A 13,366-nucleotide genomic window follows, 5' to 3' on the forward strand; every position below is an offset into this window, starting at 1 on the left:
TAATGGAGTTTGATATTAAAAAGGATGTCATGGTGTCCGAAAAGTATGTATCACCATATACGAGATTTATATCTGAGAAAAATAGCGAAGAATTGCGAGAGTTAAGTCATATCAAGAGATTTTTAGAGTGCTACGGTGGTGATAGTGACTTTAGGCAACAAGTGAAAAATGGAAGTAAAAATCTTGATGAACTAGCAGAAAGTGTAGGCGTAAAGCTAAAAAATATAGAGTCGTTGAGGCCAATCATAGATCCAGAGTATTCACATTTTAGAAAAGATGCAACTAGAGAGACTTGGCCACTAACTGCAAAGTGGGATGAATATTATGCAAACATAATGCAATCTTTAGCATTTTATCTTCAATCAGGAAATACGGATGGTGAGTTTAAAGAATTTGACTTGTGGCGTAATAGACAAATTATTAGAACGCTTTTAGATGTAGGGTCTCCAGCAGCTTCTATTGTGCACCCGCCAGTCGCTTTCGAGCTTTCCGATGGATGTAGTGTGGGCTGCTGGTTTTGTGGTATTTCTGCGAAAAAATTCGGAGGGCATTTTGCTTTAGATAAATCTGGTGACGTTGAATGGGAAAACACACTGATAAGCGTCAAGAAAGTTTTGGGGAAAGGTCTAAGGACTGGTTTCTGCTATTGGGCTACAGAACCACTTGATAACCCAGATTATGATAAATTTATTAGTAAATATTACGAAATAGTCGGCACGATACCGCAAACCACAACAGCAATTCCTTTAAAAGATATTTCATTAACAAGAAAAGTTTTAAAACTATGGGATGAATCAAAATTCGTACCAAACCGTTTCTCCGTCTTGTCTACATCAATTTTAAAGAAAATACATGCTGAGTTTACACCTGAAGAACTCTTAGGTGTTGAGTTGGTAATGCAAGGAAAAGGTAGCATTACTTCAAAGTCCATCGCAGGAAAGGCTATAGACGAGCGTAACCGGAAGCGTGAAGATAGCAACATGCAAGAGGGTACCATTGCTTGTGTGACGGGTTTCTTAATCAATATTAGAAATAAAACAATAAGGCTAGTTAGCCCTACACTTCCATCCAAGCAATGGCCAGATGGTTATTACGTATTTTCTTCTGAAAAATACAAAGAACCTCATGAAATTGAAAATATTATGAGGAAAATGATCATTGATGAAGTAAAACGTGAAACAGATAGTAACCAAAAAATTGGGTTGAATGAAGGGTTTTGGTTAGATAGTATAAACGAACAATTGACCGTGAGAAACCAGAAATTTGGTTTAAGCATGAAAGCTTTTGAAATTATTGCTCCGTTGCTAAAGGAGGGTAGTAATACTCCTACTCATATTGTCAAGCAAGCTGTTAAATCTGGATGTGACCCAATATTAGCAATAAGAATTTTACAAGACATGATGCTATACGGTATGACAGGAAATGACTATTTGAGACCTGCAAGTATTAAATCTATGGAAGAATTAATAGATATAAATATTGTAAATTAATTTATCGTTCTAAAGAGGTAGGGGGAGCTGTAAATATATTTTACAGCTTTTTTGTCATGAATAAAAAAGGGGAGAGAAGATGAGCTTTTCTTTTTTTAAGCTTATTTTTATGCAGATTTTTTTATTGTGTCTGGCAAAAGTGCAAATTGCTTTCGCTGAATCGCATAGCGTCTCAATTATGCATGATAATAACGTGATCAATGGTACTATGTATATACCTGAAGGCTATAGCAGCGGGATCATAGCACTAATTATAAGTGGAAGTGGGCCTGTAGATCGTGATGGAAATGTCCCTGGCTTAACAAATAATTCGTTAAAGATGTTAGCACATGAACTTGGTAAATCTGGTATTGCAAGTCTACGTTATGACAAAAGAGGAGTTGGTGACAGTATTTCGAACAATGTAGATGAATCGTTGTTAACGTTTGATTTATATGTTGAGGATGCTGTTTTATGGATTGAAAAACTAGGAAATGATAAAAGGTTTAAAAGAATTGTTGTAATAGGTCATAGCGATGGCTCTTTAGTTGGAATGGTCGCCTCAAGAAACAGTTTAGTTGATAAATTTATATCAATAAATTCCTCAAGCTTAAAGGCTGATGACCTTATTTTAATGCAAATTAAGGATAAATATCCTGAATATTTGGATGAAACAGTATCTATAATATCTAAGATTAAATCTTCAGATAATTTTGAAGTTGAAGATGAGTTCCTAAAGCTGATTTTTAGGAAAGAAATACACAATTTTCTTTTTTCTTGGTTTCGCTATGACCCAAAAGTTGAGTTTTCAAAATTAAAAATTCCTTCATTAGTTGTTCATGGTAAAAATGATGTGCAGATAAATTTTGATTCAGCTGTTCAGCTTAATAGTGTAAATAAATTATCAAAATTAGTTCTCATAGATAATATGAATCATATTTTAAAGGATTCTTCATTAGATCAGAATGACAACTTTTCAACATATAATAATCCAAGCCTACCGGTATCCTCATTGCTAATTGAGGAAGTTGTTAGCTTCATTAAAGACTGAAAAAAGAGTTTTGATAAATTGGGTAGTATTTTTAGGCAAGAATCTATAAATAAGCAAAGAACCAAATTATTCGGTGTGGTCTTCTTGGACACACCAATTAAATATTCTTTAATTGTCACTTTGTTTGTTTTTATATTTATTTGTTTATTATTAGTTTTAATTTTTGGTGAATACACCAAGAAGGAGAGAGCTATTGGTTTGCTGAGTCCAGAAAACGGCTTAGTTCGAGTTATGACGAGTCATAATGGAATTGTTGAGCAAGTTCATATTAGGCAAGGACAGAAAGTTAATAAAGGTGACGCTCTTTTTTCAATAAAATCTGATACCGCTATAAATCTAAATTATGAATACGGTTTTAATTTAATTGATAGTTTGGAGAGTGAAAAAAGAGAGTTGGAAAAAATAATTAAGCTCACAGTCGATTCAACAAGTTTAAATTTGGCGAATCTGGAAAGCGAGGGAAATCAAGTAGCGGGAGAAATCGATCTCTTATACCGAAGATTGCTTATCCAGAAAAAAATATTGTCTAATAAACGCGAAGTATACGAATCTGCAAATGCAAATAGGTCAGCTATTTCAAGAGTTGATTTGACTTTGTTGGAAGGGGAGTATTACGAGGCAGAACAATCTGTCGAACATTTGAAGCATCAAATATTTTTGTTGAAGAGCAAGATTGAAAGCATCAAAAGGGACTCGTCGCTTGCTAGGATCGCTAAGGAAATCACAAATAGTGAAAATAAAAAGACACTTAGAAATATCGAGCAGAGAATCCTTCAAGCGAAAGTTCAGTCAAACTACGTAATAACAGCACCTTTATCAGGTACTGTTGCGTCAATAACTACCTTTGAAGGGCAAAATGTATCAGTAAATAAGCAAATTATGACTTTAACTCCTTCAGATGATGATTTAATAGCTCATATATTTATACCAAGTAGAGCTGTAGGGTTTATTAGAGAAAATCAGAAGGTTAGGATTTCATATGATTCATTCCCATATCAAAAGCATGGCTTTTTTAACGGAGAAATTTTATCTATATCAAAATCAGCAATTAATTCCTCTGATATTGAATATTTCCCCGCAGTAACCGAAAAGGTTTTTCTAGCCCGAGTTAGATTAGAGCAGCAGGAAGTTACTATTAACAACGAAAACTTTACGCTACAACCTGGAATGAGCTTATCGGTTGATATTGACATTGAGAAGCAAAAGTTATGGGAATGGCTGCTTAACCCAATTCTAAAATATAGAATATAAATAATTTACAAAGGATTTCTTTTGAGTTTTTTGAAATTTAAACGCTCTAAGTTGCCTGTTATTACACAAACAGAAGCGTCGGAATGCGGTCTTGCCTGTCTAACAATGATAGCAGTATATTATGGGCATGAAGTAGATTTAAACTTCATGCGTGCTAAATATCATGTTTCTATAAACGGCATGTCTCTAGAGCGCTTGATCGCACTAGCCGACAAAATGCTCCTCTCCGCTAGACCTTTGAAGGTTGATTTGATAAACATTGATAAAGTAAAGTTGCCGGCGATATTGCATTGGGATTTGAATCATTTTGTCGTCTTACGAAAAATAGAAAATAAAAAAATGATAATTCATGATCCAGCTTGCGGGGAGCGTTCATTAAGTATCGATGAATTTTCTGAGAGTTTTACCGGTATTGCCATTGAGATCATACCTACAGAGAATTTTAACGTGATCGGTGATGCCAAAAGAAGAACTATTTCTTCATTTATAGGTAAGGTTATAGGGCTGAAATCTGCTTTCTTTCATACACTAGTATTATCGTTTGCACTTCAGTTGCTAATTTTGGCAACTCCATTCTACTTTCAAATTGTAGTAGATGAAGTTATTGTAAAAAATGATTTAAGTTTGCTTGTGGTTCTGGTGGTTTCCTTCTTCCTACTTCACTTTTTCAAATTTTTTACTACTATACTCCGGTCATGGATTATAATTTATTATGGAAATCAGTTGTCTTATCAGCTTGTTACTAAGTTATTCAGACACCTTTTGTATCTTCCATACAGTTATTTCGAACGTAGACATGTTGGTGACATAATATCAAGATTGGGATCGACGGAACCGATACAGAGAGTTATAACTCAGGATTTAGTTTCTGTCATAATAGACGGTGTAATAGTATCAGCAACTATATTCATACTGTTTGCTTATAGTTTTAAGCTGGGGATTGTTGTTGTTTTATCTGTTGCTCTAATGAGTATAATATCTTTTCTTTTTTACTCAGGAATAAAAAATAGTCAACATAAACTGATACTTGATGAAGCAAAAAAAGAAAGCTTTGCGATAGAAACTATTCGTTCGGTATTAAGTTTGAAGTTGTTTTCAGCTAATGCAAATAGGATTTCAGCTTGGCAAAATTATCTAGTGAATTGCATTAATTCTAGAATATCACTGGAAAAAAAACAGATATTTGTGGCATCTCTCCACGAGCTTATATCAAATATTCAACTTATTATAGTTATATATTTTGCCGCTAATTTAATACTTAGTGACGAAGATCATTTCACAGTTGGCATGTTGTTTGCATTTATGATTTATCGTCAGCATTTTACAACTAGCATTATGTCGCTTATAAGCAAGTTTATTGATTTTAAGCTGCTTTCTTTGCATGTTGATAGAATTTCCGATTTAACAGATAGTTTATCTAATGAGAATCCAGATAAAAGTGTAAACGATTGGATTGGCGAAGAACAACCCGCTGAAATTGAGTTTATCGATGTTCATTTTAGATACTCGGATAATGACCCATGGGTATTAGTTGGCGCAACTTTTAAAATTAATAGAGGTGATTTTGTTGTATTCATTGGCGAATCTGGTGGCGGTAAATCAACTTTGCTAAAACTCGTTTTAGGAATTTATCAACCAGTTAAAGGAAAGATTTTAATTGATGGAGTGCCGCTTACCGACTTAAATCGATTGGAATGGCGAAAGCGGTTCAGCGTTGTAATGCAAGACGACCAGTTACTCTCCGGTACGCTTGCTGATAATATTAGTTTTTTTGATCAAGAAATGAAAATGAATAATGTTATTGAAGCAGCTAGATCAGCTTATGTCCATAATACTATAATGAGTATGAATATGAAATACCTGTCCTTTATTGGCGATATGGGGTCTAGCTTATCCGCTGGTCAGAAACAAAGGATTCTTTTAGCAAGGGCTTTGTATCGTTCAAGTAAAACTTTGATTCTTGACGAGGGGACAGCTAATTTAGATGAGAATACAGAAAAATTGATTGTTGAAAGCGTAAGTAAACTCTCAGCTACTAGAATTATTGTTGCACACAGACCTGAATTTATATCGAAGGCTAATCGGAAATTTAAAATTCATTCTGGTAGAGTAAACGAGGTTACAATTAGTGATTAATAAAGGTGTGCTTAATCTAATTAACTGTTCCAAATAGTAGATCACTCAGGGAAGGGAACTCAATGATGTTTGTGCGATCAGTTCAATCTCCAAAAAGAACTGCCTCACAAACGCATTTAATATGAACAGGATAGCATTTTTATACGGCGCATAAACCCGTCGATTGAAGAAGATTATTCATAAAACACGAGATAGATACCTTTGCCGTCTTGCTGCTGTCGATGGCCTAAAAACTAAAGACGTTGGTCGACCCTTTAGGCAGAATCGGGATTTCATCTGTGGCGTACTGAAAATTTTGCTGAAGTACACTCTAAGAACGCTTGGATATCAGCGTTCACGCTGTAGTACAGAGTTGTTTGTGCTGTTAATGAACAAGTTATGTAACATTCAGTTCCACAGCTTAACAATCAGACGCTGGTTGCCCAAAGCAGGAATTGTCTGGCGGTGAGCTGCGCCTGCTTCATGCTGCTTGATAGCTTTGATAATTTGCTCTTCGGTGTAACGCTTTTTCATTTTGAGATCTCCATTGGCTCCATTTTATTGGAAATCTCATCGATGTCATGGTTTTAAATTTGGGGGAAAGGTCAGAGAGAACTTTACCCCGTAATTGTATCCGATTTGTCTGTACTAACGTGATGACTTGACATAGGAGCGTCAATGCGGCGATAGAAGCATTCTTCAGTCGACTGAAAGTGGAGCTGATTTATGCTGAGAATTACGACTCGATTGAGCGGGCGAAGTCAGGTATCTTCGAATACATAGAGATATTTTATAACCGTGTACGTAGGCACTCAGCGATTGGCTATGTCAGCCCGGCTGAGTTTGAGCGCAAATGCGCATAACCAAGTGTCTACTTTTTATGGGTAAGAACACCAGACCAAATATGCGCTTTGTTGCCGTTAAATCAGAATCACAACAAGCCGTATTGGTCATGCATCGGATGCGTGAACAATGGGTGCGTGAGCGCACCTCCTTGATGAACCAGATTTGCAGCTACTTGCACGAGTTTGGCATTGTGATTAATCAGGGCCGCGCAGCACTGGCTAGAACGTTGCCTTTGGTGGCTGAATCGGAAATCTTACCGCTGCTGTTTCGCCAGAGCATCGCCGACCTAGCAGATAGATTAACCGATTTAGAGACCCGGATTACAGCGCTCAACAAACGGATTGAAGCCTGGAGCAAACAAGATACCACCGCAAAAGCCTTACTTGAGCTCTGTGGTGTCGGTAGCGTTACCGCCAGTGCTGCTGAGGCAGCAGCCGGTGATGTGTCAGTATTTAAAAACTGCAGGCAATTCGCCGCCTGGCTCGGTTTAGTGCCAAAACAGAATTCATCCGGTGGTAAAACGCAACTCGGTGCCACTACTAAACGCGGCGACCGTTACTTGCGAACACTCTTGGTTCAAGGTGCCCGAACGGTGATGTTAGCCGCCAGCAGAGCACAAAAGTCCACGCAAACAACATCCATGTTTGAGTGGATTTATAAGCTGCAAGAGCGACGGCCCAACAATGTTGTGGCGGTCGCTATCGCAGCAAAACAGGCCAGAATGCTGTGGGCAATAATGGCTAACCAGCAGCGGCAGATACGCTAGGTTTAGCAATATGAAGTAGCAATACAGAGCTGTAAAACAGCAAGTTAACAACAACTCTCAACCAAAGAATTGCACTACAAAGTGGATAAATAAAGTGGCTAAGACCGTGCATAGGAAAGGCCTGGTAACGAGGTTGGTATTTATTAGCGTTTATTCGATGAGGCTCTAATGCGCGAAAGTTATCAGGGCTGGAGCATGGCAAAACCATGAATGTCACAAGCCGAATAGACGTATGCAGTCATTCACCGCCAAGTTTGATCACTTTGTGCTTGGAATAGAGGGGGAGTTCATAGACACCTAGTTAAGCGATTGTACTCACTTAGCGAGGTGTCTAAAAGAGTTGGTGCGGATTAGTTAGCCTTAAAGCATTTCTTGACCCGCTCCCCATGTTACGATGCCAACCTGACAACTAGAATGTGTACTGGCAACAGCAACCGCTGCGACAGCCGCCGTCATAGTAACACTAGGAAGCAATCTATCAATAATGCTTCCACCACTAACAATGAATATTTCATCATTTCTTAGCTGGCGAAATTCATTCGCTCTTTGATCTTGGACAAAGAAATGCGATTCCGAGGACTCGCCCATAAATGGAAGTTTATCATCTAAATATTTTTCAATGTCGCTCAAATCTATTTTAACACCGAAATTTCTGGTGCCTTGTATAAAGGTCTCCCAGTTGAATTTTCCACTCATAAGAGTCTCAATTATATCAGGGTTAGTTTTTATCAGAGCAATCAAATTTTCTAAAGAATATTTCACACAAACCTCGCAATCACGTTTTAGTCAATTCTAAGGCTAACCTTGCCTTTACAAATTATTAAAGCCATCAAATTCCTTTGTGTCAAGAGCTATATACTGAATTATACATTCACTGCTGAATCGTGCTCGGCATTTGCTGACCGAACGCGGTAAGACAACGCAATTCGTTGCATCAGTTAAGTCCAGAAAAGCTTCATCAATAGGGTAGACTTCAACAGCTGGCCCGGGTTGCTCTAGTTTTGTAATCACTCGTGCTGATAAATCAGTATATAGTGCATAGTTAGACGAGAAAGCCAGTAGCTTGCCATTCTTTATGAGTTCACGTATATGAAAAGTAGGCACTCCCATTTTAATACCGAGTGCTTTAGCTTCTTTTCAACGCACTACAACGCGGCCGTCATTATTCGATAGTACAACGACAGCTTCATCTTTAATATCTGGCCTAAACAGTTTTTCGCAACTTGCATAAAAGTTATTGCAGTCAACAAGCGCAAAGGTTTTCGTTGTCATGGCCTTCTTATTTTACGTACCACGTTAGTCACAACACCGAAGATTTCTAACTCGTTCTCTGAGGTAATTTCAATTGCTTGATACTTAGGGTTGTGTGGTATCAATCTGATAGTAGGGGTTAAGCATAACTCTTTAACAGTGAACTCATTGCTAAGTGCAGCGACAATAATGTCACCATGCTTGGCTTCAAGAGCGCGATCCACTACCAGAATATCGTTGTCATATATACCGGCGTCCTGCATCGAATCACCGCTAACTCTTACGAAAAACGTTGCAGCAGGATGCTTAATACAGAGTTCGTTTAGATCCAGGGTTCTCTCAACATAGTCTTGCGCAGGGGAGGGAAACCCAGCGGCAACCCTATTGCTGTAAAACGGTATAGGTAAGTAGCGTCTTACTGTTGAGACCTTGCCAAGAATTTCTGCTGACATATCACACCTCGGTATAGTGTATGGGTATACAGTGTAGCTTTGTAGGAAGTGCTTGTGTAGCTGTAAGCGTTTTACGTGGCGATTTCCTGAAGATTGAAAAAATTGCGCACGATGTCTACATTTATTTCACTATATTTTAATAGGTGGAGTTCAAATGGATAAACAACAAGTCGATGAAGCAAGATTCATTGCAGAAATGACTAGATGGCATATTACCGGAAGGACACTGATCAATCTGCCCAGGATCGAATGGCGCAGTGGCAAGTTAAGGATCAGTTTAATCAGTATTGATAATGGAACTCTATTTGAGTTGAAGAGGCGATTTGAGAGCTATCAGCAGTTGCTAAATTGGTATGGCACAGTCCTCGATAAACTAGGCTGATTGGTCATCGATTTTGTATACATAGTGTTAATTTTCACTAGGCTAGTGACAAGCCCATCAGATTTGTCTAAGTTAGATACAGGAACAGTACTTTGTCTCTGATTTAGAGCAAAAGACGCACTTTAATAGACATTAAAGTGCAAGAAGCAAATTTTATAGAAAGCACGATGCGTCTATTAGATTAGAAGACGCCTAAGCAATAGTGGGCTGCAAATTCTATTGGTAGATTGGATCTAGCAGTGAGTAAAAAACTTTACATAGTCGGAAATGGTTTTGATTTATGGCATGATTTGCCAACTAGCTATTGGGACTTCTCAAAATTTGCATACGAGTTGCTTTCTGAAATTGAGAATTACTATGCTCTGGATTTTAATCAGTACAACCCATGGCATGATTTCGAAAATGCACTTGGTGATTTTGACCCTGATGCTTTCTTTGATAGTTACAATGAGATAGATGTCAGTGCCGATAATTTTAGACCTAGCTTTATATATGGTCTTGAAGATGAAATAACCGAACAAACCAATACACATGTTGACACTATCAGGGAAGCCTTTACTGACTGGATCAATCAGATTGATGTAAGCAAAGCTATTGCGAAATTGAAGTTTCCCGAATACTCATTGTTTATGTCGTTCAACTACACATCGACTTTGCAGACCGTTTACGGCATCGATGGCAATCGAATATTACATATTCATGGAAATTCAGAGAAACTTGATGAACTGGTTTTTGGTCATGGTGAAGAAATTCATGAGAATCCGGCGTATGACGAAGATGGCGAGCCAACTGGTGACATGTTTTCGGATGCTAGGGGCAATGCCAGATACCCACTTTATGCCCTCAAGAAACCTGTGGACGAAGTATTAGCTAGGCATGAGGATTACTTTGATAAGTTACATAATATTGAAAACATAATAGTTATTGGTCACTCGCTGAATAAAATTGATCACCCATATTTCAGGAAGATCAATCAAGTTGCTTCTAATGCCTATTGGACTGTGGTCTATTACCCTGAGGAGCTAGAAAGTGGTTTTATTCAAAGTTTGATTGATTGCGGAGTAAATCCTGAGCACATCCAATGCTATGAGTACGATATTTGGATTTCCCAAATTACGACTGACTTGGAAGGTGCTGAGACAACGCATATGCATTCTATCGTGTGTTGAAGTGCAAACAGGGTCTTGATTATAACAGCTCCACTATTCAGTCGATGATAGTGGTCAGAACGAAAGCAGAGTTTCGTAGATTAGGAGCAATTTAGTTGGTAAGGGAAAACAAACAACTGTTACTGGCGGAGGTTCTTCGGGAGTTTGAAATAAATGGGACAGTTTTTACAGCTGAAATGATTGCTGCAAGAACTACATACAACAAGAATTCGGTACATAAATATATCACTGAAAAACTATTAGATAAGTATGTATTTCAGTCAGGCGGTAGAAGCACGTATCGTTGCGATGGGGTAGCGTCGCTTTCAAATGACGAATTTATTTCGGTAATGAGTCAATCTGCGAAAGCTAAAATTAAAACACCGGAGGAACAATTTCATGAAAAACTCATCGGACGCAGTTTAGATGCATTTACTCTTGCTTTAGAAGTTTACAACCGCCCGAGTATGAAGAATAGGGTTGAAGCGTTTGCAATAATGATGGTCAACGCTTGGGAGTTGTTACTTAAAGCTGAGATACTAAAAGTTGATGGGTACGAGAGGATTTTCTACGACGGTGACAAGAGTATATCTATCACTGATGCTATCAAACGTCGATTACAGCAAAAAGACCCTGTTCGAATAAACTTAGAAACCTTAATTGACCTTAGAGACCAAGCAGTTCACCTTCTAATACCAGAATTACAGCCGCAATTATCAAGACTGTTTCAAGCAACAGTTTTGAACTACCAAACGCGTTATAGAAATGAAATGGGAAATGCTCCACTTTCAGGGCAGAGTGTAGGTATGTTGAGCTTAGTTATTGATGGTCCGCCCCCAGAAATAACCCTAATTCAAAAGCTATATGGCAAACATGCAGCTACTTCAGTCGCCAAATTTATTAAGCATTTTGAAGATATCTCTAAAGAGGTTGATTCGACAGAGTTCTCAATACCAATCGACTATCGCCTTGCCTTAGTTAAAAGGGAGCATGAAAGTGATTTATCATTGAGCATTGGAGAGGTCGGAAAAGACGCAATTATTATAACAAAAACTAAAGATCCGGATGTTTCGCACCCATATCACATGAATACAGCAATTGCAGAAATTAATCGAAGGCAGATATCGGTTGTCATCAAAAGTGGGGCATTTCAGGCTGTACTTAGTAAGCATGGACTAAACAGTCAAAACAAATCGGATATGCGTTATGTAATTGACGGTAGGCCAAGGTACTCAGAGAAGTTTGTGAGCTGGTTTGTGAAAAACTTGCAACAACCAAATTGGCTTGATACTTCAATGCAATTTCGTAGAAATGAATTGAAGAAAAGAAGTAGCCGGATTTCACAAGAACGTGGAATGACTTAATAATTTTTTGGTGGCAGGACGTCCATTCTTTTTATTAACCTTTTGGCAGGATATTTTAGGAGTTTTATGTTTGTATTCAAGTTAAAGGTGGGTGGAAGTGAGTTCTACAAACTAGAGGAAAATATCTTCACAAAGCTAACAGGAAAAAAATCACCTTATTATCTTGAGCATCATAATACAGTGAAACATCACGCAGTGTGTCCAGCTTGTAATAACCCCTTACTGGTAATTAACCTGCATGTTGATAGGGAATATGATGATGAAGTGGGTAAATCGAAGAGATCTGCTCTTCACGCAAGGCATGTTAAGTACTCAGTTGATAATCTTGCAGATTACAATGAAGAGGCATATTTAGAATGCCCTTACGCGAATCCTAGTTCGAGTCTATCCCGCACTAAAAGGAAGCCTGGCACTACGTCTGACGAAATTCTAGAATTGATCCGGTATTATCCTGATGCTATTTCTCTGGTACTGACAAAATCACTAGGTGTTATCTTTGAAGTTGACTTGTTTGAATCAATGCTAAGGATCTTTAAAAAAGAAGAGGGGCATCTTTTCAGATTCGTAAATAAGTATAATCTAGCATATTCATTTGCATACATGTCAGGTAGGCAAAGTATGTGGCAGCAAAAAATAGATATCAGGAACAGTGATTTTGGGCGTGATATTGCTGATGCAGTTAAGATAAAATCATTGTGGACATGGGTTAACAAAAAAGGTGAAATAGTTAGGAAACAAGGTGTTAGTTCTATCATAAAAACAGAGTTTTACTTCACAGATATTTTAGTCACAGATGTTGACGGTATCAAGAGGCTGCAATTTGATTTCGTAATAGAGCAGGATAATCAAGTTGAGCAGATTGAACTGTATCGTAGAACTATTCCGTTTGATGACTTTTTCTATTACAACCTCATAAATAAGCGACAGAGATTTATTGATGTTGTTAAAAAGCTAAAACTGTAATATGTAATATATTTTTTAGGTTTTTGAAGGTTATAATTTTATTCTTCCAAGCTTATTCTGCCACTTCTAATTGAAATGATGAAATACACCATTTTAGATATGGGTATTTTGGCAAAGCAGAACAGCATGACGGTCATCAGTATCCAGCAATCTGTATCGCCGGAAAAAGGACGCATTCTAAGAACGGTTCCACAGGACACTATAGATACTTTCTAATTTGTAAAAACAGGTTTGGAAGGATAATATTCTAACTAAAATCTAATCTGACAGACACCATGAAAAACTGGTAACTGTCAGATCAAGTCTGA

The 13,366-nt window shown here is 37.7% G+C and carries 12 protein-coding genes and 2 pseudogenes; 10 read left to right on the top strand and 4 right to left on the bottom strand.

The annotated features are described in order from the left end of the window. The first annotated feature begins 2 nt into the window (after positions 1-2). The 4 genes from A9165_RS12810 to A9165_RS12825 all read left to right on the top strand — a co-directional run bounded on the left by A9165_RS12810 (position 3) and on the right by A9165_RS12825 (position 5,907). On the top strand, positions 3-1,490 hold the full coding sequence (locus A9165_RS12810) for a radical SAM family RiPP maturation amino acid epimerase (RefSeq protein WP_065956171.1): 1,488 nt from the start codon (positions 3-5) through the stop codon (positions 1,488-1,490). A gap of 79 nt (positions 1,491-1,569) precedes the next feature. Then, positions 1,570-2,520 carry an alpha/beta hydrolase gene (locus A9165_RS12815; RefSeq protein ID WP_065956172.1) on the top strand — a complete coding sequence of 317 codons (951 nt, stop codon included), beginning with the start codon at positions 1,570-1,572 and terminating at the stop codon, positions 2,518-2,520. A gap of 18 nt (positions 2,521-2,538) precedes the next feature. Further along, positions 2,539-3,771, top strand: coding sequence for an HlyD family secretion protein (locus A9165_RS12820; RefSeq protein WP_141686166.1), 1,233 nt, complete (start codon positions 2,539-2,541; stop codon positions 3,769-3,771). A gap of 21 nt (positions 3,772-3,792) precedes the next feature. Then, a complete protein-coding gene (locus tag A9165_RS12825; protein WP_083216290.1) occupies positions 3,793-5,907 on the top strand; it encodes a peptidase domain-containing ABC transporter in 2,115 nt (704 codons plus the stop codon). Positions 5,908-6,294: 387 nt separating this feature from the next. Here the strand turns inward: A9165_RS12825 and A9165_RS17145 are convergent, their stop codons facing one another. After that, positions 6,295-6,420 carry a hypothetical protein gene (locus A9165_RS17145; protein ID WP_255365718.1) on the bottom strand — a complete coding sequence of 42 codons (126 nt, stop codon included), beginning with the start codon at positions 6,418-6,420 and terminating at the stop codon, positions 6,295-6,297. A gap of 143 nt (positions 6,421-6,563) precedes the next feature. On the opposite strand from A9165_RS17145, the pseudogene A9165_RS16655 reads away from it, so the two are divergent. Both A9165_RS16655 and A9165_RS12830 read left to right on the top strand, forming a co-directional pair. Then, positions 6,564-6,749 (top strand): annotated as a pseudogene (locus A9165_RS16655) (IS3 family transposase); the annotation flags it as partial. A gap of 17 nt (positions 6,750-6,766) precedes the next feature. Further along, the gene (locus A9165_RS12830; RefSeq protein WP_065956175.1) at positions 6,767-7,498 is read left to right on the top strand and encodes an IS110 family transposase; all 732 of its coding nucleotides are present in this window, start codon (positions 6,767-6,769) and stop codon (positions 7,496-7,498) included. Between the two features lie 360 nt (positions 7,499-7,858). Here A9165_RS12830 and A9165_RS12835 read toward each other — a convergent pair whose 3' ends face one another. The 3 genes and pseudogenes from A9165_RS12835 to umuD all read right to left on the bottom strand — a co-directional run bounded on the left by A9165_RS12835 (position 7,859) and on the right by umuD (position 9,201). Continuing rightward, positions 7,859-8,260, bottom strand: coding sequence for a hypothetical protein (locus A9165_RS12835; protein ID WP_065956176.1), 402 nt, complete (start codon positions 8,258-8,260; stop codon positions 7,859-7,861). Positions 8,261-8,308: 48 nt separating this feature from the next. Next, positions 8,309-8,770, bottom strand: a pseudogene (locus tag A9165_RS16660) (hypothetical protein). Further along, the gene (gene umuD, locus A9165_RS12840) at positions 8,767-9,201 is read right to left on the bottom strand and encodes a translesion error-prone DNA polymerase V autoproteolytic subunit (RefSeq protein ID WP_065956177.1); all 435 of its coding nucleotides are present in this window, start codon (positions 9,199-9,201) and stop codon (positions 8,767-8,769) included. The pseudogene A9165_RS16660 and the gene umuD overlap by 4 nt, the downstream one beginning before the upstream one ends. A gap of 154 nt (positions 9,202-9,355) precedes the next feature. On the opposite strand from umuD, the gene A9165_RS12845 reads away from it, so the two are divergent. From A9165_RS12845 to A9165_RS12860, 4 genes are all read left to right on the top strand, one after another. After that, positions 9,356-9,583: a hypothetical protein gene (locus A9165_RS12845; RefSeq protein ID WP_065956178.1), complete on the top strand. Its 228-nt coding sequence runs from the start codon at positions 9,356-9,358 to the stop codon at positions 9,581-9,583. 239 nt (positions 9,584-9,822) lie between these two features. After that, positions 9,823-10,752: a bacteriophage abortive infection AbiH family protein gene (locus A9165_RS12850; RefSeq protein ID WP_083216292.1), complete on the top strand. Its 930-nt coding sequence runs from the start codon at positions 9,823-9,825 to the stop codon at positions 10,750-10,752. Between the two features lie 95 nt (positions 10,753-10,847). Beyond that, on the top strand, positions 10,848-12,095 hold the full coding sequence (locus tag A9165_RS12855; RefSeq protein WP_065956180.1) for a DUF3644 domain-containing protein: 1,248 nt from the start codon (positions 10,848-10,850) through the stop codon (positions 12,093-12,095). Positions 12,096-12,161: 66 nt separating this feature from the next. Next, positions 12,162-13,058: a hypothetical protein gene (locus A9165_RS12860; protein WP_065956181.1), complete on the top strand. Its 897-nt coding sequence runs from the start codon at positions 12,162-12,164 to the stop codon at positions 13,056-13,058. Positions 13,059-13,366: the final 308 nt, after the last annotated feature.

The organism is Alishewanella sp. HH-ZS (assembly GCF_001704375.1).
Classification (GTDB): domain Bacteria; phylum Pseudomonadota; class Gammaproteobacteria; order Enterobacterales; family Alteromonadaceae; genus Alishewanella; species Alishewanella aestuarii.

Bases quoted from the DNA above. Each gene is read 5' to 3' on its own strand.
- A9165_RS12810 (WP_065956171.1), top strand. From the start codon at position 3: ATGGAGTTTGATATTAAAAAGGATGTCATGGTGTCCGAAAAGTATGTA.
- A9165_RS12815 (WP_065956172.1), top strand. From the start codon at position 1,570: ATGAGCTTTTCTTTTTTTAAGCTTATTTTTATGCAGATTTTTTTATTG.
- A9165_RS17145 (WP_255365718.1), bottom strand. From the start codon at position 6,420: ATGAAAAAGCGTTACACCGAAGAGCAAATTATCAAAGCTATCAAGCAG.
- A9165_RS12830 (WP_065956175.1), top strand. From the start codon at position 6,767: ATGGGTAAGAACACCAGACCAAATATGCGCTTTGTTGCCGTTAAATCA.
- umuD (WP_065956177.1), bottom strand. From the start codon at position 9,201: ATGTCAGCAGAAATTCTTGGCAAGGTCTCAACAGTAAGACGCTACTTA.
- A9165_RS12845 (WP_065956178.1), top strand. From the start codon at position 9,356: ATGGATAAACAACAAGTCGATGAAGCAAGATTCATTGCAGAAATGACT.
- A9165_RS12860 (WP_065956181.1), top strand. From the start codon at position 12,162: ATGTTTGTATTCAAGTTAAAGGTGGGTGGAAGTGAGTTCTACAAACTA.